The 19,810-nt window shown below is 41.6% G+C and carries 24 protein-coding genes and 1 tRNA gene; 7 read left to right on the top strand and 18 right to left on the bottom strand.

The genetic code is table 11. The features are described 5' to 3' along the window. Positions 1–10: 10 nt before the first annotated feature. The 8 genes from MSED_RS11690 to MSED_RS11655 all read right to left on the bottom strand — a co-directional run bounded on the left by MSED_RS11690 (position 11) and on the right by MSED_RS11655 (position 5,136). Positions 11–760 carry an integrase gene (locus tag MSED_RS11690; RefSeq protein ID WP_012022207.1) on the bottom strand — a complete coding sequence of 250 codons (750 nt, stop codon included), beginning with the start codon at positions 758–760 and terminating at the stop codon, positions 11–13. 249 nt (positions 761–1,009) lie between these two features. Further along, positions 1,010–1,084 (bottom strand) — tRNA-Val (locus tag MSED_RS11685). An 84-nt stretch (positions 1,085–1,168) separates the two neighbouring features. Then, on the bottom strand, positions 1,169–1,612 hold the full coding sequence (locus MSED_RS11680; protein WP_012022206.1) for a RecB-family nuclease: 444 nt from the start codon (positions 1,610–1,612) through the stop codon (positions 1,169–1,171). Further along, entirely contained in the window at positions 1,612–2,553 is a 942-nt protein-coding gene (locus tag MSED_RS11675; RefSeq protein ID WP_012022205.1) for a DNA cytosine methyltransferase, read from the bottom strand. The genes MSED_RS11680 and MSED_RS11675 overlap by 1 nt, the downstream gene beginning before the upstream one ends. Beyond that, the gene (gene tfe, locus MSED_RS11670; RefSeq protein WP_048060383.1) at positions 2,540–3,046 is read right to left on the bottom strand and encodes a transcription factor E; all 507 of its coding nucleotides are present in this window, start codon (positions 3,044–3,046) and stop codon (positions 2,540–2,542) included. The genes MSED_RS11675 and tfe overlap by 14 nt, the downstream gene beginning before the upstream one ends. 7 nt (positions 3,047–3,053) lie before the next feature. Continuing rightward, positions 3,054–3,593, bottom strand: a complete 540-nt coding sequence (locus tag MSED_RS11665) for a tRNA methyltransferase (protein ID WP_048060207.1) — start codon at positions 3,591–3,593, stop codon at positions 3,054–3,056. Then, the gene (hflX, locus tag MSED_RS11660) at positions 3,590–4,642 is read right to left on the bottom strand and encodes a GTPase HflX (protein WP_012022202.1); all 1,053 of its coding nucleotides are present in this window, start codon (positions 4,640–4,642) and stop codon (positions 3,590–3,592) included. Before hflX ends, MSED_RS11665 begins: the two co-directional genes overlap by 4 nt. After that, entirely contained in the window at positions 4,639–5,136 is a 498-nt protein-coding gene (locus MSED_RS11655) for a multiprotein bridging factor aMBF1 (RefSeq protein WP_012022201.1), read from the bottom strand. Before MSED_RS11655 ends, hflX begins: the two co-directional genes overlap by 4 nt. A 61-nt stretch (positions 5,137–5,197) precedes the next feature. Here MSED_RS11655 and MSED_RS11650 point away from each other — a divergent pair, with 61 nt between their 5' ends. The 3 genes from MSED_RS11650 to MSED_RS11640 are packed head-to-tail and all read left to right on the top strand — an operon-like array spanning position 5,198 to position 7,595. Continuing rightward, complete coding sequence (locus tag MSED_RS11650; protein ID WP_048060205.1) at positions 5,198–6,373, top strand: proteasome-activating nucleotidase; 1,176 nt, start codon at positions 5,198–5,200, stop codon at positions 6,371–6,373. After that, positions 6,370–6,888, top strand: coding sequence for a PUA domain-containing protein (locus MSED_RS11645; RefSeq protein WP_012022199.1), 519 nt, complete (start codon positions 6,370–6,372; stop codon positions 6,886–6,888). The genes MSED_RS11650 and MSED_RS11645 overlap by 4 nt, the downstream gene beginning before the upstream one ends. Continuing rightward, complete coding sequence (locus MSED_RS11640) at positions 6,870–7,595, top strand: proteasome assembly chaperone family protein (RefSeq protein WP_012022198.1); 726 nt, start codon at positions 6,870–6,872, stop codon at positions 7,593–7,595. Before MSED_RS11645 ends, MSED_RS11640 begins: the two co-directional genes overlap by 19 nt. Here the strand turns inward: MSED_RS11640 and tgtA are convergent. After that, positions 7,563–9,056 carry a tRNA guanosine(15) transglycosylase TgtA gene (gene tgtA, locus MSED_RS11635; RefSeq protein ID WP_144418873.1) on the bottom strand — a complete coding sequence of 498 codons (1,494 nt, stop codon included), beginning with the start codon at positions 9,054–9,056 and terminating at the stop codon, positions 7,563–7,565. The two genes, MSED_RS11640 and tgtA, sit on opposite strands and share 33 nt — an antisense overlap. Beyond that, a complete protein-coding gene (locus MSED_RS11630) occupies positions 9,056–9,493 on the bottom strand; it encodes an Lsm family RNA-binding protein (protein ID WP_012022196.1) in 438 nt (145 codons plus the stop codon). Before MSED_RS11630 ends, tgtA begins: the two co-directional genes overlap by 1 nt. Positions 9,494–9,547: 54 nt before the next feature. On the opposite strand from MSED_RS11630, the gene MSED_RS11625 reads away from it, so the two are divergent. Next, a complete protein-coding gene (locus MSED_RS11625; RefSeq protein WP_012022195.1) occupies positions 9,548–9,925 on the top strand; it encodes a DNA-directed RNA polymerase subunit G in 378 nt (125 codons plus the stop codon). A 1-nt stretch (position 9,926) separates the two neighbouring features. Then, entirely contained in the window at positions 9,927–10,976 is a 1,050-nt protein-coding gene (gene mtnA, locus MSED_RS11620; RefSeq protein WP_012022194.1) for an S-methyl-5-thioribose-1-phosphate isomerase, read from the top strand. Here mtnA and psmB read toward each other — a convergent pair whose 3' ends face one another. From psmB to MSED_RS11605, 3 genes are all read right to left on the bottom strand, one after another. Then, positions 10,977–11,567, bottom strand: a complete 591-nt coding sequence (gene psmB / locus MSED_RS11615) for an archaeal proteasome endopeptidase complex subunit beta (protein ID WP_012022193.1) — start codon at positions 11,565–11,567, stop codon at positions 10,977–10,979. It lies immediately after the preceding gene. A 194-nt stretch (positions 11,568–11,761) separates the two neighbouring features. Further along, on the bottom strand, positions 11,762–13,054 hold the full coding sequence (gene hisS / locus MSED_RS11610) for a histidine--tRNA ligase (RefSeq protein WP_012022192.1): 1,293 nt from the start codon (positions 13,052–13,054) through the stop codon (positions 11,762–11,764). Positions 13,055–13,060: 6 nt separating this feature from the next. Beyond that, the gene (locus tag MSED_RS11605) at positions 13,061–13,435 is read right to left on the bottom strand and encodes a hypothetical protein (protein ID WP_012022191.1); all 375 of its coding nucleotides are present in this window, start codon (positions 13,433–13,435) and stop codon (positions 13,061–13,063) included. Positions 13,436–13,540: 105 nt separating this feature from the next. On the opposite strand from MSED_RS11605, the gene MSED_RS11600 reads away from it, so the two are divergent. Beyond that, positions 13,541–14,128 (top strand): TFIIB-type zinc ribbon-containing protein, encoded by a 588-nt coding sequence (locus tag MSED_RS11600; protein WP_012022190.1) that lies wholly within the window; start codon positions 13,541–13,543, stop codon positions 14,126–14,128. Between the two features lie 260 nt (positions 14,129–14,388). After that, positions 14,389–16,050, top strand: a complete 1,662-nt coding sequence (gene thsB / locus MSED_RS11595; RefSeq protein ID WP_012022189.1) for a thermosome subunit beta — start codon at positions 14,389–14,391, stop codon at positions 16,048–16,050. A 17-nt stretch (positions 16,051–16,067) separates the two neighbouring features. Here the strand turns inward: thsB and MSED_RS11590 are convergent, their stop codons facing one another. The 5 genes from MSED_RS11590 to fbp form a co-directional block, all read right to left on the bottom strand. Then, positions 16,068–17,552, bottom strand: a complete 1,485-nt coding sequence (locus tag MSED_RS11590; protein WP_230842365.1) for an ATP-binding protein — start codon at positions 17,550–17,552, stop codon at positions 16,068–16,070. A gap of 147 nt (positions 17,553–17,699) precedes the next feature. Continuing rightward, entirely contained in the window at positions 17,700–18,068 is a 369-nt protein-coding gene (locus MSED_RS11585) for a hypothetical protein (RefSeq protein ID WP_012022187.1), read from the bottom strand. Between the two features lies 1 nt (position 18,069). After that, positions 18,070–18,315, bottom strand: a complete 246-nt coding sequence (locus MSED_RS11580; RefSeq protein WP_012022186.1) for a hypothetical protein — start codon at positions 18,313–18,315, stop codon at positions 18,070–18,072. A 1-nt stretch (position 18,316) separates the two neighbouring features. Beyond that, a complete protein-coding gene (locus MSED_RS11575; RefSeq protein WP_012022185.1) occupies positions 18,317–18,547 on the bottom strand; it encodes a 30S ribosomal protein S17e in 231 nt (76 codons plus the stop codon). Positions 18,548–18,587: 40 nt separating this feature from the next. After that, on the bottom strand, positions 18,588–19,739 hold the full coding sequence (fbp, locus tag MSED_RS11570) for a fructose-1,6-bisphosphate aldolase/phosphatase (protein ID WP_012022184.1): 1,152 nt from the start codon (positions 19,737–19,739) through the stop codon (positions 18,588–18,590). Positions 19,740–19,810: the final 71 nt, after the last annotated feature.

The raw sequence follows: 19,810 nt of genomic DNA, 5'->3' as shown, positions 1-19,810 counted from the left end.
GGGGGGTAGCTTAGTTATAATTAACTCCTCTCAAATACTCTGCGTATTTCTTATAGTTCTCTTTCGCTATTCCGAATAGCGAAACATAATGTTGCGTTAATATTCTAGTTGGCTTCCTACCTTGTATGAAATCGATAACATCTAACGGTATCCCTAATTCCGCCATTTTCGATGCAACGAACTTACGAAAGTATTTTATTCTGATCGCGTTCTTTCTTCTTCTCTCAAAATCTTGTATCGCCGACTCTGTAATGCTAATCTGTCGTAATGGCGTAATGTGGAATATGTAGAAAACGCCCTTATACCCTCTTTGCCACGCCATGGAATAATAACAAATGTCACTTTCACAAATGTCACGCGAAGGATCCTTTAGCGCTTTTAGTATTTCGCTTAGTCTAGCGCCGGACTCTAACGCGATTTTGTAGACGAAATAGACGTTTTCGCTATACTCTTTCGCCAAATCGAGAGTCCGTTTTACTTCGTCGACCGTTGGTATGTTTAAATCGGCGTTAGCTTTTTTCACCTTTACGAGTTTGAGTATCTTGTAGGCGAATTCTTCACTGATCATACCGCGAGAGGCGAGAAACATAGCGAATAATCGATAAGCCTTTTGTGAGTTACGCGATTCGCGGAAAGGTCTACTTAACGCGTTTATGTATTCTTTCGCCGTCATTTCGTTAATTTTCCTTTCGTGAACTAAGTAGTCGTAAAAGGCGTTTAAGTTGCCTTCTGTCGAGTATTGGCGTAAATTGGCAACCAACGATATTTTACGACGTTGGATATCGTTTTTTAGGCCTCCGGAGCCTAAGGTCCCGGGTCCGAATCCCGGCGGGTCCGCATTGTGTAGGATTAATCTACTAGGATGTGTGAAAACGATTAGACGTAAAGAGATGGTACAAGAGTACTAGCCTGTTAAGGGCAGGCTCTAGAGGAGAATGGGAAAACTAAAAGGAACTAGAAAGTTTAGTACTAAAAGTCGAAAGGTTGCGATACATCCTGATCTTAAAAGTGGGCCCGTTGGGATTTGAACCCAAGACCTCTGGCTTGTAAGGCCAGCGTCCTAACCAGGCTAGACGACGGGCCCAACGTAGACGAAGGGCTTTTACGTCACGCGAACTAATTTTCCTTGGCGAGGTATTAATATGTTTCTGAGCAAGGGTTACGTAAACTACCTCTTTCCACCCACTAGGGCACAGTATAAGACTGCGCTAGCGTAGGGTATTGGGCCCGTATCTACTTTCATGGATCTTAACGTGATATATTCTCCAAGTGACTGCTCTATTTTTGTAAATCCATTTTCTATTCCAGAAAAAACAAGCAAAGAGTCCTGGGTTAAGTCCAATTGATCTACTTCCCTATCAGCGAGGGGAGATAATAGGTATACCCTCCTAGATCCAAGTAGTTCTATAGCGTCCTTTAGGTCTGGTAATATAATCAAGGACTTTCCCGTCTTAAGTGCCAGTCTTCCCACGTCTGGGATGCCTGCCTGCGCTGCGGTACCACCTACCTTGGTCAACACAAGCCTCTTAACGTCTAACCCGAACACTAGTTTTGCGAAATCCACCAGTCTCTGCGAGCTCGTCACATTATGTAGAACGACGCTTATCTCCACTAAAGAGCACCGAGTATACTCGATGCTATTCCTCTTGATAAGACTACTGGTACAGCCTCTCCCACCTGGTTGTATTGCTCCTCCTTGCTACCGTAAAACACGTGATAATCAGGGTAACTCATCAATCTAGCCTGTTCCCTCACTGTCAAGTATCTAGGACTGAACGGATGTACAAACTTTGAGTTCCCCATAACTGTGGGTGCAATATCCATGGGATCTAGCCTTACATAGAGCGGAATCTCCTTGTTGTGCCCCCGGAACATGGTTAGATAGTCTCCATAATCGAGGGATGCCATCTCCCTGAGTTTTCTCTCATTTACTTCAACTATTTCGTGGTTTGGAACATCAAACCTATTCTCCAGGTCTGAGATTGCGTCCCAAACAGTTCTTTTGGGAACAGTATTCAGTTCGAGTTTGAGATTGGAAATGAAAATCCTAGTCCTCCTCGAGGGATTACCATAGTCCTCTGCCCGAAGAAGGTTGAACACGGGTTCATATCCAACCTTTCTAAATTCGTGGATAAGGGCTTCCCTCAACTCTCTCGTCTCTACTATAGATGGAACGTTCTCCATAACAAAGAACTTGGGCCTTAGCTCGCCCACCAATCTTATGAACTCCAGGGTCAAGGCACCCCTTTCATCCTGATATAACCTATCCACTGGATTGTCTAACCTTAATGGGTTGGCAGCTGTGAAGGGTTCGCATGGTGGACTTCCTATTACAACGTCCGGTTCTTTACCAATTTCCCTCACTATTTCCCTCCCTGTAATTTCCCTTATGTCCTCTTCGAGAACTATGGTTGTGGGAAAATTAGCTGAGTAAGTCCTGGCGGCAGCGTGATTGATTTCCACAGCAACCCCTATCTGGAAACCTACCTCTTTAAAACCCCTACCAAATCCCCCGGCCCCTGAAAAAAGGTCGACTACCTTAGGAGCTCCCAACCTTTGTCTCCCTGGCGATCTCCTCTTCTATTTCCTTTATTTTACGTTCTAGGAATTCCCGCATTTTGGCGGAATCGTAATAGACCAGTTGAACACCGCATTTGGGACATTTGAACTCATTCTCAAAGGCCTCCTCAAAGGTGTACTTGGTCTTATCCTCGGGACAAATATAGAACTCGTTGTTAGTTTCGTACTCCAATCTAGCCTTAAGTTTGTTCAGGATCTCCCTCTTACGTGAGAGGAGAAGTTCATTTATCTGATCCACATTGGCCTTCCAGTAATATACATACCAACCAGTCTCCTTATCCCTGGTTCTCCGGTAGCTCACCAGCCCGTGTTCAGCAAGGGCATATAACTTCTTCCTGACCTCGTTAACCTTGACGTTGAGTTTGTTGGCCATCTCCTCGTCAGTTAGCTCTGTCTTATTATCAAGAAGGAAAGAGAGCACATCTATTACGTCCTCTCCCAGGAGATCCCTAGCCATATCTTTCATGAGTTGATCAATGTTGCCCGTCATTTCTGACCACCTTCTTACCTCTCTCCATAGGGATAACACTAATTTTGCTGTCCCCAAACATAATATTTAGTTCTTCTCCCTTATATACTCTGTCAAGAAATAGGGCCAAGGATGCCACCTCCGAATGTGGCTGGTTAGAGATGGCAACATTGAAGTCTGCCATGTGGTAGTACCATCCCTCTACCTTTTCCGCACCCACTATCACAAGAATCTTATCGAGCTCCTTTAGCTTTTCCTGGACATGTGGTAAATTAATTCCATACATGGTTAGGTGAACTACCTTGCCCCCCGTCGCTTTCCAGTCATTAACCAGTTTCTTTGGATTGGATATCATTTCAATTCTGAAATATTTTCCTCCCCATACATTAATTACGTCTTCAATTTTCTTGGCCAACTTCTGGTCGTTTCCGTGAATGTATATACCCTTGGCTCCAAAGGCCCTCGCTACCAAGGCTACGTGAGTAGTAACCCTCTTATCCCTCTGAGGTCTGTGACCCAGTCTGAGCACGTATATCTCTTTCAGTTGACTAGGGAGAATATCTTATCCCTCAGACTATCTAGGTTCCATCCCTTTTTAGCTGAAACTAAGATTGCATCCACAACGGGAGAGTATAGGTTATCACTGAGGGAGTATACCATGTCCATCTTCTCCTTAGACCTTCCGTCCACCAGATCGGCCTTATTACCCACTATGATCATGGGTTTGCCAGATATCCCCAGCTCCCTAAGGATCTCGAAGGAGGATCTTGTCATTTCTAAGAGGAGGGAGTCCTCAAGAGAGATATCAACCACGAGCAGGAGGGCATTGGCATATCTTATCTCCGACAGCGTAACGAAGAAGGCATCGATAATCTGGGGAGGAATTCCCCTAATGAATCCCACAGTATCTACCAATGTTACCTTTTTGGAACCAATGGGTATAGCGTATCTCTTTGGTGCAGTAGTGGTGAACATCGACTGATCCGTTGGTTTGTTTAGCCCGGTTAGCGCGTTGAAGATCGAGGTTTTACCCGCGTTGGTGTAGCCTGTGATAGCTACATAGGGAAATTCTTCCCTCCTATTTTGCATTTGCATCTCTCTGAACTTCTTTAGTCCCTCCAATTCCTTCGTTATCTTGGATATTTTGCGGTTGTAGAGTCTCAAAGCGGACTCTACACCGTAGGTACCTGCACCCAGGGGCCCCTGTTGCTCAGATATTTTAGTTTTACTGTATATATCTTTGATAATTGGTAATTCATACTTTAATCTGGCTAGTTCAATTTGAAGTTTAGCCTCCTTTGATCCGGCATGAAGTGCAAATATTTCAAGGAGAATCAGAAGCTTATCCAGTACCTTCTTCCCATTCAGTGACCTGTTAAGGTTGATGAAGTGCCTTGGGGAGAGAAGGTCAAAGACCACCACCGCGTCAGTTTCCTGGTCCTGCAGGAGTTTCAGTTTGTCCTGAGGGATGTAATATAACCTGTTGGGTTTAGAGGGAAGAGGATAGGTCTTCTCTACCTCATATCCTGCGGTCTCAAGTAGGGATACGGCCTCGTCAGCGAAGTCTTGGGATACGAAAAGGGTAGCCTTCACTTCTTCCCCTCCCTGATTCTGATGATATCACCTAGTGTTAAGGTTTGATCATCTGGCTCCTGGGACTTGCTCTTTCCTTGACTTACTTGGACCACAAGTTTCACGTTCAGTATGCGTTCCAATATCCTCGCCTCGTTTATGGTTGGCTTTAGTTTTCCCATTTCCATTCTCTTTATGATGTTCTCCTGGACCTTCATTCTCTCTGCCAGCTCCTTCGTGCTCATGTGAAGTCTCTCCCTCCCCTCCTTGATGATTCTAGGATATTCTTCGTCGATATCGAGTTCCACCTCCTCAGCCTTCTCAATCCTCTTTTGTTTAGCGGGTTGAGGTTTCGTCTCCCTGGGGACTAGAGTGGAGTGTTTCTTTATTTTTTCATAGCAGGATCTACAAACTGTTATGGTACTACCCTCAAATTTCACCGAGAAACCAGGTCCATCGATCCTGTTTCCACACATTTCGCAATATGTCTCTACGCCCTTTTTCATTGGTCTCATGTATAATAGTTGGCGATAAACATTTTTAGTCTAACTTAACAAATTAGTTATTCGATCTAGTTTGTCTGATGAACTAGAATACTCAAGGGATGCTTCTGTGACAGATGAGCACGCGGTGAGGATACTGGAGGAGAAGATAAGGACAATGCAAATGGAGGCAGAGAGCCTGAGAAAGGAACTGAACTACTACAAGTCTGAGATGGAGAAGTTGTTAAGTCCGCCACTTATTGAGGCAATCGTTCTGGACATCCTCGAAGATGGTAGAGTTGTGGTTAAGAGTACCTCGGGTCCAAACCTAGTAGTCAACGTCTCAGGAACGGTGGACTTTAGTTCCATTAAAGTAGGCAGATATGTGGCTCTAAATCAAAGGGGCTCGGCGGTAGTAGAGGTGCTGAGGGACAGGGATGATCCTTTGGTTAGATCAATGGAGGTGGTAGAGAGACCCAACGTGAGATACCAAGATATAGGTGGGTTGGATCAACAAATTCAGGAAGTGAGAGAGGTAGTAGAGCTCCCCCTTAAGAAGCCCGAACTATTCAAGGAACTTGGGATTACTCCCCCTAAGGGTATACTTCTATACGGTCCACCTGGTACTGGAAAAACCATGTTGGCGAAGGCGGTGGCCACAGAGAGTAACGCCTCGTTCATACATGTTGTGGCCTCCGAGTTTGCTCAGAAGTTTGTGGGAGAAGGGGCCAGGGTGGTCAGGGATGTATTTGAACTGGCAAGAAAGAAGGCACCCTCCATTGTATTCATTGATGAAATAGACGCCATCGGAGCTAAGAGGGTTGATTTGGGGACCAGTGGAGAGAGGGAAGTTCAAAGAACGCTAATGCAACTCCTTGCAGAGATAGACGGCTTCCAACCCTTGGACAACGTGAAAATCATTGCAGCGACCAATAGAATAGACATACTTGATCCTGCTCTTCTAAGGCCAGGAAGATTTGACAGGCTGATAGAGATCCCATTGCCAAACATTGAAGGGAGAAAGCAGATACTGAGAATCTACCTCCAAAAAATGAAGGTGGATAATTCGGTTAACGTAGATGAGCTAGCCATGATGACCGAAGGATTCAGCGGAGCAGACCTTAGGAATCTCTGTACCGAAGCGGGTTATATCGCAATAAGGAATGACAGTAATGTTATCAGTATGACTCATTTCAAGAGCGCTATTGAAAGGTTGAGATCCAAAAAATTAAGTAAGGAAGTTGTGGATAGGGGAGAGAAGTATGTATGAGTCAGAGCAGATACAGGCAATTTGTCACAGAACCGGAGGACGCACTCCCCTATCTTGAAGTGTTAAAGGCAATAGCCGATTACCAGTTCGGAATAGGCATAGGTAACTGTTTATTTGATCAGGACTCGTTCAGGATTCAGCGTTCTGTAAACACGTGGCGTATTAGGAACGTTCTTTCCAAGGACGGTTTGTTCTTGGTGTTAAGACCACAGGACGGGCTTTTCTCCTTAACCATAAACGCTGGGAGGAGACTTAAGGAATGCGCTCCCTTTCCCAGTCTAAGGGTAATGGTAAGAAAAGAAGTGGAAGACGCAATACTGAAGGAGGGGAATGTTTTCGCTAAACACGTGGAGAACGTGGACAGGAAGTTAAGAGCTGGTGATGAGGCCCTAGTTGTGAATGGAGATGATGAGTTACTGGCAATAGGAAAAATGAGATTGTCAGGCGAGGAAGTAATGGAATATAAAAGGGGAGTAGCATTAACAGTTAGGGAGAGGTGGAAGATACGAAAGTAATTCTGAAAGACGTCTCAGAGAGCGAGCTGGCCAATTCCAGATTCATCTCAGGTTTCAGGACCCTAGGTGAGGTTGGTTACCTATCAGTGAGGCATATTGTTCTATCAAGAAAGATGAGAAGGGTAGGGTTTGTGACCACGAAATACCTTAGGGATGTTACTTTTCTTGATGACTATGGAGTTGCCACACCCTTTGAGTTATTTTATGATGAGGAGTTCAGGGTTCTAGTACTCTTAAATCATCTGCTCCCATTTCAAAGGGAGTGGAGTAGCTTCACTCATGGCCTAGTTAAATGGTTAAAGAGGATACAGGTGAAGGACTCCATTCTAATAGGAGGCTTAGATAAGAGGTATAAGGACGTTAATGAGCCCATAAAGTGGATGAGGACCAGCAAAAGCACAATTGATTTACCCTATCCCACTCTTAACAAACAGTTAATCATGGTAGGACCACTGGCCCTGTTTACAGTTTACGCAGAAATAGAGGATCTTCCAGCAACTATTCTACTTCCGTATGCGGATAGGGAGAGATTAGATCCAGGAGCAGCTGCTGTGGCAGTAGATGTAATAAACAAACTAATTGGGTTCAATATAGATACAAGAGAGCTTTACGAGGATGCCAAGAAAATAGAGCAGGAACTCCAAAGGCAGCTTGAAATGATACAAAAGGAAATTTCAAAGAGTGGGGTTGATAGACATTATATGTGATAGTACAGATTTTTCACATTCCATGAACTTTATCTCTGCGTAATTTTTATTGCGCAAGGTCTCTTTTATTTTCAGTATTGTTTCATTTAATGTGGTATCGTCTATTATGTCAGGAATCTCGAACTGCGATAATGGGAACGCTTCAGATGCCATAACAGGTACTAGGCCATAGAAGGGAAGCGCTACGAATGTATCGTAGTCTCTGTTCCTTCCTTGTATCGATTTGACCTTAGGGTCTGAAATAAAGGGACTACCTAATTTATCGCCACAAATTATTATTACCTTGTTCCTCTTGGGTTTCAGATTTGCCATAAATTCTGAATGTCTCAGAAGTTCAGGCCTGTTCATGGAATTATGATCAAATAGCAGGAGTCCCTTAACGTTGCCTTTGACCCTCGGATCGTATTTCTCTAGATAACTGGAGTATTTGAGTATTGATTTAAAGGCTGAATAGAGAGCTGGGTGCGAGTAAGCTTTCTGTTGAATATATTCAAACAATCTTCCTTCCTTAATGGCCTGCTTTACCCTGTTCACTTCCTCCCTTATCTTCCAAAGGTTATGGATAGCCAGAAGTTTGTATCTCTCTTCGGATTTCATCTCCAGTAGTTCTGACGGATCGTATCTAGAACAAACAGGACAACTGCACGGGAAGTACTCAAGGTCCTCAAGTCTATAAGTTCTCTCGCTCGTCAAGTACCTATTATCTCTAGCGAAAATAGCATAGGATGCAGAGTCAAACGAATCCACGCCCAAAGCTACGGCAAAGGGAATTATATGGGGAACACCGCCTCCAAATAGGTGGAAGGGAACACCCCTACTTACGCTCGACTTAGCGGTATAGATCATGTCTACTAGGGTATCATATTTATACTTCTCCATGAAAACCGTAGGGCTTCCAAGAGCCAACATCTTGTAGTTGGTTCTTTTATTGGCTTCCCTAGCTGAATACTCCACTAGATCAAGAAACTGACCTCCCTGAATAGGATGAACCCAGATAATATCCTCGTTCTGGTCCACAATGTCAGCGATTTCCTTCCCTCTCTCTAGGGTCATCTCCACTGAGAACTTTGCCTCTTCTCGGTCGTCAGTATTGCCAGTTGGTATATCTAGGAACACCGCTATATCTGGCCTAATTTTCGCCTCGAATGATACAATATCCCTATTTGTCTGCTCTATCTCACCATATTCAAGTATTTGGTATGCTCCAGAATCCGTCATAATTACGAAATTATCCCCAAACTTCTCGTGAATAGTGCCTTGGAGAATATTATTTTTCTTTAGTATGAATGAATTTGTAATAAAATTATTAAAGCCTACGGCCTTGAGTTCCTCTAGGAATACCTCCTGCTTAAGGGGATTTATGACTGGGAAAAAAACTGGAGTTTCGAGCTTACCATGTTTGGTTTCCAGTATCCCTATTCTACCAGCCAGATCCTCATCCTTTACTTCAAAGTCACCTATCATTTCGTGTCTCCTTTCTTCTTAGCAATATACTCGTTGTAAAGGTCGTATATTCTCTGAGCCATGGGACCGCTGCCCTCAACTCCGCTTTCGGATACCTTGATTCTCTCCATTACTGTAATAATTCCAACTTCCTCATACACCTTCACGTCACCTGGTCTAAGACCTAGGTTTTTCTGGACCACATCAGCGAACTCTCTGGCATCGAAAATCGGAACTGACTTGACTAAAATCTCCGATATCATGTTGCCATTTATCAGAACCTTGTAGAAGGAATTATTTTCACTATCCTTAGCATTAATTAGGCTTACCATGAATGGAGTCAGTTCGTACGAGGATAACTGGCCTGAATAGCTCTTACCATTACTTAGTTTGACCACCACTGTTTTATCCAGTAGTGAATTCATGTCAGCTACGATTCTTTTTGAGGCACTCATAACCATACCCACATAAAGTTAAAATATGGGGATTTAAATAGTGGAGTGATTCCCGTGCTCAGTAGTTATTCATTTTCAGAAATGTGCAAAATAGATTCAATAAAAAAGGGAGAACTTAGGGATCTCCTGATAGTAGCCGTGAGGTGCCAAGACACTGAGTTTAATCTTGACATGATATCTTCACTAAACATGTTCAAGGATGGCGAGAATGTTAATGTGATCCTTTCTAAGGAGAGACCAGATTTCACCGAGAAAGATTTTTGTGCACATGGTTATGTCGTAACCCAAAAAAAGAAGGGAGATGGCACATTTGTAACCATAATATCGTTCTTTGGACCACTCTTAAGGATATCTAGTAAGGATGATTTCCTAAAGAGAGCTGGGTTAAACGTCATGGATCACGTATACTTCTGTGTAAGGAAGAGTGAGTGAATTGAGAAAGCTCAGTGACATAGTTCCCTTAAAATTCGAAAATGGAAAGGTAGTGTGGCTGAACACTAGTGCTATACCATGGAAAGAGGAGTATAAGGAATCATCAAACTACGAGGATATTGCAAGAGCCATAGAGACCATGGAAGTTAGGGGTGCCCCAGCAATAGGGGTAATGGCCGCGTTGGGTATAGCTGCAGCTGTTTATAATTCCCAGGGAGATGTCCAGACCTTATATCAAGTATTGAACAGGGCAGCGGAGAGGCTTAGTAGGACCAGACCCACGGCTTACAACCTTTTCTGGGCTATAGATAGAATGAGAGCTAAGGCAAACTCTCTGATTTCGGACAACGTATCTCCGGAGGAATTCAAGGAGAGGATAGTCGAAGAGGCTTTGAGAATTCAGAGGGAGGATATTGAGATCAATAGGAGAATGGGAGAAATAGGTAGCCAAGTGATAAAGGACGGAGACGTCATCCTTACCCACTGCAACACTGGATCCCTCGCTACTGCCGGCTTTGGTACAGCCCTTGGAGTTATAAGGACAGCTTGGTTGCAGGGAAAGTCTATCAGGGTTATTGCTACCGAGACTAGACCATTGTTGCAGGGTGCTAGGCTAACTATGTGGGAGTTAACCAAGGACGGTATTCCCTCAAAACTTATCACTGATAACATGGTTGCATATGCCATGAGGTATGAAGGGGTTACGAAGGTGATTTTGGGCGCAGATAGAATACTAGTTTCTGGCCATGTAGCCAATAAGATAGGTACATATGGAATTTCTATTCTAGCAAAGTATCATGGCGTAGATTTCTACGTTGTCGCTCCAACCAGTACAATTGATAGAACTGGAGCTAATGAGATTGTGATTGAAAGGAGGAAACCAGACGAGGTAAGGACTGTATTAAACATGGTAGATATAACTGTGAAGGATGCGGAAGTTCTAAATCCAGCCTTTGATGTGACACCACCGGAACTTATAACTGGTATTATTACAGAAAAAGGGATAGCATATCCGCCATTTAAGGATAGTTTAAAGAAATTTATTGAGTAATTAAGATGATAGGAATTCAGTATTTATTTTTCCATCCTTTGAAATGGTAAGAATATCTATTCCATCTCCTGAAGTTACGTCTCTTTCAGCAGAAGCTCTCAATGATTTTATGGTAAGTTCCCTTCCTTGGGTTAACGTTAGCTTCTCTGAATATTCGGCCTCTAAGACACCTATAGCTACCCTAGCTCCAGATCCCACGGCTGCGTATATATCGTCAAGGAGAGAACCTAGGGGATCTAACACATATAGTTGTGGTTCTCCGTTATCAACTCCTCCGAATAAGACCTCTGAGATAAAGGGCATATACTTATACTGGTAAAGTATTATTGACAATAACTTGGCAGCAGCTCTAGTAGAGATAGGCCTGTTGTTGTAAAGCTCATAGTATTTGATGTTTGCATTCATTATCCTCGTTAGTGCCTGAAGATCTCCGAAGAGTCCCGCTCCTCCTATTCCAAACCTTGATATGGGGAAAACTTTCTTGGCAGACTTACTTAACACGTATCCGCCATAACTTAATCGCCTTACTGCTCCCAAAATCACTCCATCTTGAAGCCTGATACCAACTGCAGTTGAAGGTAATTCTTCCATTAATATTCCCTCTCAATCTACTCTTCTAAGGGTTATAATATTTGTCTTAATTTCCAGGCCTCTAGAGCTCACTAGTTATGACACTGAGATTAAGATCTGTTGAGAGTGTAGTTAAGCATGAAGTTGAAGGTAGTTAATAGGGAAAGATCAATTGGATATATTTCAAATTAAACGGATAAATAACATCATTGGCGTTATTTATCGGGAGCAGTAATCACGTTCGTTAACTCCTTTACATCAGTTGTTATCTGTTCCCTTTTAACAAGGTTCCTAACAGTGACTTTCCCTGAAGTGATTTCTTTTTGCCCCATGATGATTAGATGTGTAAATCCCTGTTCGGCATATAGGGGTACGAGTTTTGATAGCGGAATCTCCTTGTTGTTTAGCACAGTTATGAACCCCTTGTCCCTGAGCATGGAAACTATGGAAAGCGCATGGGGGATAACTGACCTGTCTAAGGCTACAACAGCTACCAATGGGGCATTGGAGTCGAATTTAATCCCATCTTTGTTAAGTGCATACATAGTTCTCTCTATTCCTATGGCAAATCCAACCGCAGGCGTCCTATTTCCTCCGTAAACTTCCACTAGCGAGTCATATCTTCCGCCTCCAGCGATACTGAACGGAAGATCTCTTTTCACCACTTCAAAGATAGGGCCAGTGTAGTATGCAAGTCCTCTAACGAAACCAAGATCTACAATATGGTCAAGATTCAGGGACGACAGAATTTCTGAGATGAGTTTTAGATTCTCTATCTCATTTACAAGTTCAGACAATTCTGTCTTTTCTGCCTCCCTCATTGCCTCTTCTAATTTGAGTGATCTACCGTTAGTAATTAGTGTATAAATGAATTGTCTTATTTTAGAGTTATCGCGTATCTTCTCATCTAAGATTTTTTCCGCCTCCTCTATCTTTCCCTTATCCAAAAGGTGTAACAGGTGTTCCTGAACTTGCTCATCAAATGAGAGTTTATTAAAGATTATTCTGAAAATTCCTATATTATTTATTTTCAAAGATATTTTGTCCTTAAGGTTTATTCTTCTATAGAAATTTTCTAAGAGATGGAGAACTTCTATGTCGGCTAGAATAGAATCCGAGCCTAGTAATTCAACCCCTGCTTGCCTAAATTCCCTATATCTGCCCTGTTGAGGCTCATCATACCTATATACCCTCCCTATATAGAAAATTCTTAGGGGTTTTGGATAATGTTGTAAAGAATTAAGATATAACCTCACGATACTGGGAGTTATCTCAGGTCTTAGAGCCACTTCTCTCTCCCCCTTATCCTTAAACACGTACATCGTGTTCCTTAGTTCCTCTCCACCCTTAAGGGAAAACAGTTCAAAGTCCTCGACAATTGGGGTCATGGCCTCCTTATAACCTGCTTTCTCTACAGTTTCCCTAAAATTGCTCTCTATCCACCTAATGATCTTTGAATCCACATCAAAATAATCCTCCATCCCGCGCATAGGCTCATAGGATACCATGCCGAATCACTTCGTTAAGTTGATTTCTTCGAGGGTATAATATGTTATATCTCCGTATTTATCGACGAGTGCCATGAAAATTTCCATTCTCATCGATTTCGCAAACTTTACTAGATCAATAATTTTTTCCATATCTATTGACTCATTTTCTGATATGACTAGTACCAAAGCAACTAATTTGTTGTTTCTGTCTAAAATTCCCAAACTAGGACCTATATTGGAAATAGAAACCTTCTTTCCTTTTGTTCTCAGATCTAGATATACAACGAATTTATTCCATGCAGATTTATCATTTTTCTCGAGTAGTCTAGCACGCGTTATTGCTTCTTCGATGTCACCCTTTGAAAGGAAGTCCATCAGTTCCTCAAAAGCATTGCTCATTTTGGTGGAATGGATTTAACATAACTAAATTAGTTTCGATCTGATCTCTCACGATTTCTTTAGGACAACAATGACAGATGAATAGTGTCTATCGTGTTACTATGTATGGATAATATCAGGTGTAGCTATTGCGGTTCCAAGAATCTGATATGGGATTATACAAGAGGGGAAGTGGTCTGCGGGGACTGTGGAACAACTGCGGATAGAGTTTATGATTACAGACCCATGTTCATGGAAGAGGTCTTGAGGTCGTCGCAAAACAGAAGTCTTCTATATAAGAATCGCGAAATAGAGTCATTCAAAGAATTTATGCACCTTTTGAAGAAATCTAGATTTCTAAGAAAGTATAAAGGAGTTAAACTAAATGTATCACTTAATCAAGGATCTATTCAAGGATCTAAGATTTACTCTCAGATTTCTCTAGACGCCCTATATAAGATTGAAAGTGATAAGGTAGCAATTAAAATATACAAATATCTTGAAAAGATGGGAATTTTTAGCGGACTAAAGTTTAAGACAAGAGTATTATTGACATATTACCTTGTTTATGGTAATGATAAAATACGTATTAAAAGAATATTGAAAACATATTATAGTAGTGAAGAAAATATAAAGAGAATTATAAAGCAAATTCCTTTCAATGTAAGACTTGAAATAATGAGGATGGTTGAGGAATCCAAAATAAAAAATTAAAATTTAAAAACTTATTAAAATATTTAAGTAGAGTTAAATTAATATTTCGTGACAGATCTCCCTTTATAGTGAAATTATTGTTTCGCCGAGAAGACTGTATTTATGGAGTTCATGAACAGGATTAAAGGTTGAGTTAGTGTAACTCATTTGACTTGGGATGAACTTATCTTTTATTAATATTTCGGTTTAATCTACCCTTTAGTCACAAAAGAAAAGTTTTTATATAACCTCTTTCTAAGAGATGCTGAAAGGTGACCGTTATGGCTTCACAAGCTACAGTTGCTACAACTCCAGAAGGTATTCCTGTAATTATTTTAAAGGAAGGTTCAAGCAGAGCCTTTGGAAAGGAAGCCCTTAGGGCCAACATTGCTGCTGTCAAGGCAGTAGAAGAGGCGTTGAGGACGACGTATGGACCTAGAGGTATGGATAAGATGTTAGTAGACAGTCTTGGAGACATCACAATCACAAACGACGGAGCTACTTTGCTGGACAAGATGGATCTACAGCATCCTGCCGCTAAACTCTTAGTTCAGATAGCTAAGGGTCAAGACGAAGAGACAGCTGACGGAACTAAGACTGCTGTGATTCTATCAGGAGAACTAGTCAGGAAAGCAGAGGATCTACTATACAAGGAGGTACACCCAACCATTATCATTAGTGGTTATAAGAAGGCTGAGGAAGTAGCTCTTCAGACTATCCAAGAGATAGCGCAACCAATTAGCATTAATGATGTTGAGTTGATGAAGAAGGTTGCTATGACCTCATTGAGTAGCAAGGCAGTTGCTGGGTCAAGGGAGTATCTAAGCGATGTGGTAGTTAAGGCCGTATCCCAAGTAGCGGAACTTAGAGGGGATAAGTGGTATGTGGATCTGGACAACATTCAGATAGTCAAGAAGGCAGGAGGCAGTATAAACGATACTCAACTAATATATGGAATAATAGTGGATAAAGAAGTAGTACACCCTGGAATGCCTAAGAGGGTAGAGAATGCTAAGATAGCTTTGATCGACGCACCATTAGAGGTAGAAAAGCCAGAGCTAGACGCTGAGATTAGGATCAACGATCCCACCCAGATGGAGAGATTCCTACAGGAAGAAGAGAACATTATCAAGGAAAAAGTTGATATGATAGCCAAAACAGGGGCAAACGTAATAATTTGCCAGAAGGGTATTGATGAGGTAGCCCAGTCTTACTTGGCTAAGAAAGGAATTCTAGCGGTAAGGAGAGCAAAGAAGAGCGATCTAGAGAAGTTAGCAAGAGCCACAGGAGGTAGGGTAGTATCCAATATTGAAGAAATATCAGAACAAGATCTAGGACATGCAGCACTTGTAGAGGAGAGAAAGATAGGAGAAGATAAGATGGTCTTTGTGGAGGGAGCCAAGAATCCTAAGGCCATCAGTATACTTATCAGAGGAGGTCTAGAAAGAGTGGTAGACGAGACTGAGAGGGCCTTGAGGGATGCCTTAGGAACAGTCGCTGACGTCATCAAGGATGGCAGAGCAGTAGCAGGCGGAGGAGCGGTGGAAATCGAGATTGCAAAGAGGTTGAGGAAGAAGGCTCCACAAGTTGGAGGTAAGGAACAGCTAGCAATAGAGGCTTACGCTAATGCTCTGGAGAGCCTTGTGATGATATTGGTAGAGAATGCTGGTTTCGATCCTATAGATCAATTGATGAAACTAAGGTCCCTCCATGAGAATGAGGCAAATAAGTGGTACGGCGTGGATCTCAATACAGGTCAACCCACTGATAACTGGGCAAGGGGCGTAATAGAGCCAGCTCTAGTAAAGATGAATGCCATCAAGGCAGCCACAGAGGCTACCACACTGATACTCAGAATAGATGATCTAGTAGCTGCGGGTAAGAAGTCTGGTGGAACTGGAGGAAAGGATAACAAGTCAGAGAAGCCTTCTGAAGAGGATTAAATTTTTTAGTTTTATCTTTATTTCGTTTGTTTCGAATCTTCTTCTCTTATTTTTAGGACTACAGGTATCTTAATATTAGGTGATGACAATAGAGCCTCCCCTACGTCTAGCTTATCTAGACTATCGTAGAGTGAAGGGGTTAAGGACAACGCTTCAGCTAAAATCCTTTTATCGGTATCTGACTTAATGGAATGTATTATTTTTATATTGGTATTTTTCAAAACTTCAGGAGATATTGACGAGGGAGACTGAGAAATGACACATAGCCCTAAACCATATTTTCTGACCTCACTAATGAGCTTTTCCAAGAAATCGTTATCATGGGCGAAGAAGTTATGGGCCTCTTCAATCATTAAGAGGGAAGTGACCATGGGTTTACTCTTCATGAAATAATCTGACATCAATTTGATTATCATTAAACCATATATTCTTCTGAGCCTAATGTTCCTAATAAAGCTTAAATCAACAATAGAGTTGAAAAGAGTTTCCTCGACTCTTGCATTATCTATCTTATCGTCAAATATCAGCTTAGCTTCCTTAGTAAATAATAGATAAATTTTCCTCAATAGACCATATTTTACTTCTCTCATCCAATTGCTACTTTCCTCTATATTCCTGAGAATAGAAATTAGCATTTTCATGTCGAATTTATTGGCTCTTCTCATTTTCAGTAAAACAGAATACAGAAGAAATCTTTGTGGATCGGTAAGTCTTAGAACATCTCCTAAAATCTCCACTACTTCCTCTATGTCACCTAATTTTAACGGGTTAATTCTTATAGGATTATCTACGTTTGCTACCCTTAGGTCTGGAATTTTTCCAACATGTTCCCCATGCCAATCCAGTATAGTAACTGAAATGCCTTTATTAATTAATTTTTTAGCGAGAAGTATAGCAGTTGTAGATTTTCCGCTACCTGTAGTGCCAAATATTGCAATATGTCTGGTAAGGTCTTTAATCTTTATCCCGGTTTTAATCTCCGCAACCTCAGTTTTCATAGATCCTAGATCCACATCATACTCGTTTATAAGAAGGGTATTCTTTGGAGAGTCTATTACACGTTCATAGATCCTGGCAAAGGATAAATCCCCCCATCCTTTAGGCAATGGAACAGCCACCTCTGAGGAGGAAATTACGTCAAGCTGTATGTGAGGTGCAATTGCGTTTGAGAGGTTTCTTATATTTTGCACCTCTTGAATTACTTCTTCCTTGCAATCGCTACATTCTTTTAATACTATTAAGGATGATGATGTCCTCTTTTTCGATAAGCTCGTTATAACATAATACTCAAATCCAACATCTCTCCTACCTAAGGTCTCCATAAGAGATTCCAATTCTCTTTGAAAGTTGATATTCTCTTTATTTAGTTCAATCTTTCCATTTAATTTGAGCATAATTCCCGTGAAAGTACGATTATTTGACTGTATTTCGAACACGTTCTGCTTGTCAAAGATTCTACTACTCAGCGTTGTAACTTTCTTTATCCTAGAAAGAATTGCCACTAAAATTATGGGAATCAAAGGTAATACAACGTATATTAACTGAAAATGAATCAGAGAACTAAGAAGTATTAGTAACCCAATCAAAATGAGTAGAATGGGTGGGAGTCTTGACCACATCTAGTGATGTTGAAAATATGTTATTGTGTCTCACCCAAGCGAAAGTACAGCGTTCATGCTCAAACTAATTCTTTCCTGATTGGATGATATTTTGAGTTGATCAGTTATTATATCGCTTTTGCAACATTTTATAAGGTATGCTATGCCTTCATAGTCCTTTGGAACCGTGTTCCTCATCGCAATACTTAGTTGATCCGTGGAGTTAAGTAAGGTAAGGAAATAGAGGGTCTTATCCCTTATTTTGGTTTTGTACTTCCCATTAAAGAAAATGTAACATGCCTGTCTGATTACGGAGACTGGGGGTAACCTCAACACCACTTGTGTTACACAATTCTCATCATATTTAATGAGAGATCTAACATCTAATCCGTTTCCTACTGTCAATTCCAATATTTCCAACTCATCCACCGTGATTTATGGGAATAATATCTACAGTATCTGAGTCTTCCAAAACCTCTTTTTTTAAAAGTCTAAAATCCATCCCATTAACTAGGATAAGGTAACCAGGCTTAATTCTCCCGTCACTAACTATAATTCCTCTTTTGTCAATTTTTGAAAGTATAGAAATGAGATTATCACCTTTCACCGAGAATTCATTTCCACTAAAAATTGATACCAACGGACCTCTAAGCACTACTTTAACCATCTCACTCCTCTAATTCTTCTTGTTGCTCGGTGACTTCAACAGGTCTGCTTGCTTGTTTCGCCTTCCTGGTTATATATCCTGCTATCCTGTTTCTAACCTTCTTAGAATATACATCAACTACCTGTTTCACTAATTCTTTGTTCTTCTCGTAGTCAGTGGTAATCTGGTCTTTATAAAGCTCGTATATTTGTTGACCGATTCTCTTTATGTCCCTCGTATATATATTACCCACGTAATCACCCAAGAGTTGTTTATCGTCGAGTAAAATAAATTTAGTCCATTCCTTGATCCTTTGATGTATAAACACTAGGTTTGGCCTTCTTCACATCCTCTTCCTTCTTAAATCTAGGCTTTAGTTTTTCTATTAGTGTTGGCAAAGTCGTGTATTCCATTTCTGTTGGCTCTAGTCTATGCGGCATAAAGGGTCCGTGTCTTCTCATATAGTCAGTTATAACGGATGCCATTCTTCTAGTCTCGTCGAAGGCGGGATCATCAAATAGATCGGAGGGTCCGGTTAACTTTCCATTCTTAACATTGAAGCCTAGCCCTATGAGCCTTGGAGGTCCATCAAATCTGGTTGCCTTGGCATCCCTTTGCGATACTGGCATGATGGGGCCATAATGGCTTCCCCTCATCCATCCAGGGACTAGGTATGGGAATGAAAATGCCTCCAGTGCCTCTCCAAGAGCCGGAAAACCGTGCTGTAATCTTACTATAAGGACAGGATCATCCTTACCCACGTACTTCCCCGCTATCAGATTCAATCTCTCTATGGAGGTCACTGATCCGATCATATTATCAGCCTTCCTGTAAACTCTCCTTATCACATACCTTGCTGGGGTCCCTATTAATCCCAATAGCGAGTACATCTCTTCAGGACTGTTCAAAACCACGCTTTGCCCCTCATACACGTCCAATACCTCGAACTTGAATCCTTCATTCATTGTGGGATCTATAACTAGGCCTGCTGTGTTGAATGGATCTGCAAACATCTTATAAAGAGGCAAGTTGAACGCTCCTGGTTCAGTTTTATCGGCCATGAAAATGGCAATTGGTTCTGAAGGTCTTTCCTCTATATCTAGTTCTGCAATCCCAGGACCCATTCCCTTTAGGTTACCAGAAAACGAGTCCGAAAGTAGATCCTGACCCGCTGCATATAGACCCAATTCCTTGGATACCTTAGTAGCTTCCTTGAATGCATCCCAGGCAGTTTCATGGACTTTGGTATCCAATTCTCCCCTAGTGTGACTCATTATTAGTTCTAGATCATCACCTACATTGGTAATGTAGTAGTCAAGGATTATACCCTGTCTTTTAGCCTCTGCTAAAACTCTGTTGGCAGCTGCCATTGTATCTGGATGTACCACGTGATGTCCAGCTAAACTTCCAATATCTGCCTTGATTACACTAACAGTAGATCTCATGACACTGTTTACAGGTTCAACAAATAAAAAGTCTTATTGAAGAAAAGTTAAGGCGAAAGGATATCTGACCC

Source organism: Metallosphaera sedula DSM 5348, from assembly GCF_000016605.1.
Taxonomy (GTDB): domain Archaea; phylum Thermoproteota; class Thermoprotei_A; order Sulfolobales; family Sulfolobaceae; genus Metallosphaera; species Metallosphaera sedula.
The sequence above is the reverse complement of the archived record's forward strand: the minus strand, read 5'-3'. Positions and strand labels throughout refer to the sequence as shown.

Excerpts from the sequence above, each read along its gene's own strand:
- MSED_RS11580 (WP_012022186.1), bottom strand. The coding sequence starts at position 18,315 with ATGGTTAAAGTAGTGCTTAGAGGTCCGTTGGTATCAATTTTTAGTGGA.
- thsB (WP_012022189.1), top strand. The coding sequence starts at position 14,389 with ATGGCTTCACAAGCTACAGTTGCTACAACTCCAGAAGGTATTCCTGTA.
- MSED_RS11655 (WP_012022201.1), bottom strand. The coding sequence starts at position 5,136 with ATGAGACCAATGAAAAAGGGCGTAGAGACATATTGCGAAATGTGTGGA.
- fbp (WP_012022184.1), bottom strand. The coding sequence starts at position 19,739 with ATGAGATCTACTGTTAGTGTAATCAAGGCAGATATTGGAAGTTTAGCT.
- psmB (WP_012022193.1), bottom strand. The coding sequence starts at position 11,567 with ATGGAAGAATTACCTTCAACTGCAGTTGGTATCAGGCTTCAAGATGGA.
- MSED_RS11645 (WP_012022199.1), top strand. The coding sequence starts at position 6,370 with ATGAGTCAGAGCAGATACAGGCAATTTGTCACAGAACCGGAGGACGCA.
- MSED_RS11630 (WP_012022196.1), bottom strand. The coding sequence starts at position 9,493 with ATGAGTGCCTCAAAAAGAATCGTAGCTGACATGAATTCACTACTGGAT.
- tfe (WP_048060383.1), bottom strand. The coding sequence starts at position 3,046 with ATGAAAGATATGGCTAGGGATCTCCTGGGAGAGGACGTAATAGATGTG.
- MSED_RS11600 (WP_012022190.1), top strand. The coding sequence starts at position 13,541 with ATGGATAATATCAGGTGTAGCTATTGCGGTTCCAAGAATCTGATATGG.
- MSED_RS11605 (WP_012022191.1), bottom strand. The coding sequence starts at position 13,435 with ATGAGCAATGCTTTTGAGGAACTGATGGACTTCCTTTCAAAGGGTGAC.
- hisS (WP_012022192.1), bottom strand. The coding sequence starts at position 13,054 with ATGGTATCCTATGAGCCTATGCGCGGGATGGAGGATTATTTTGATGTG.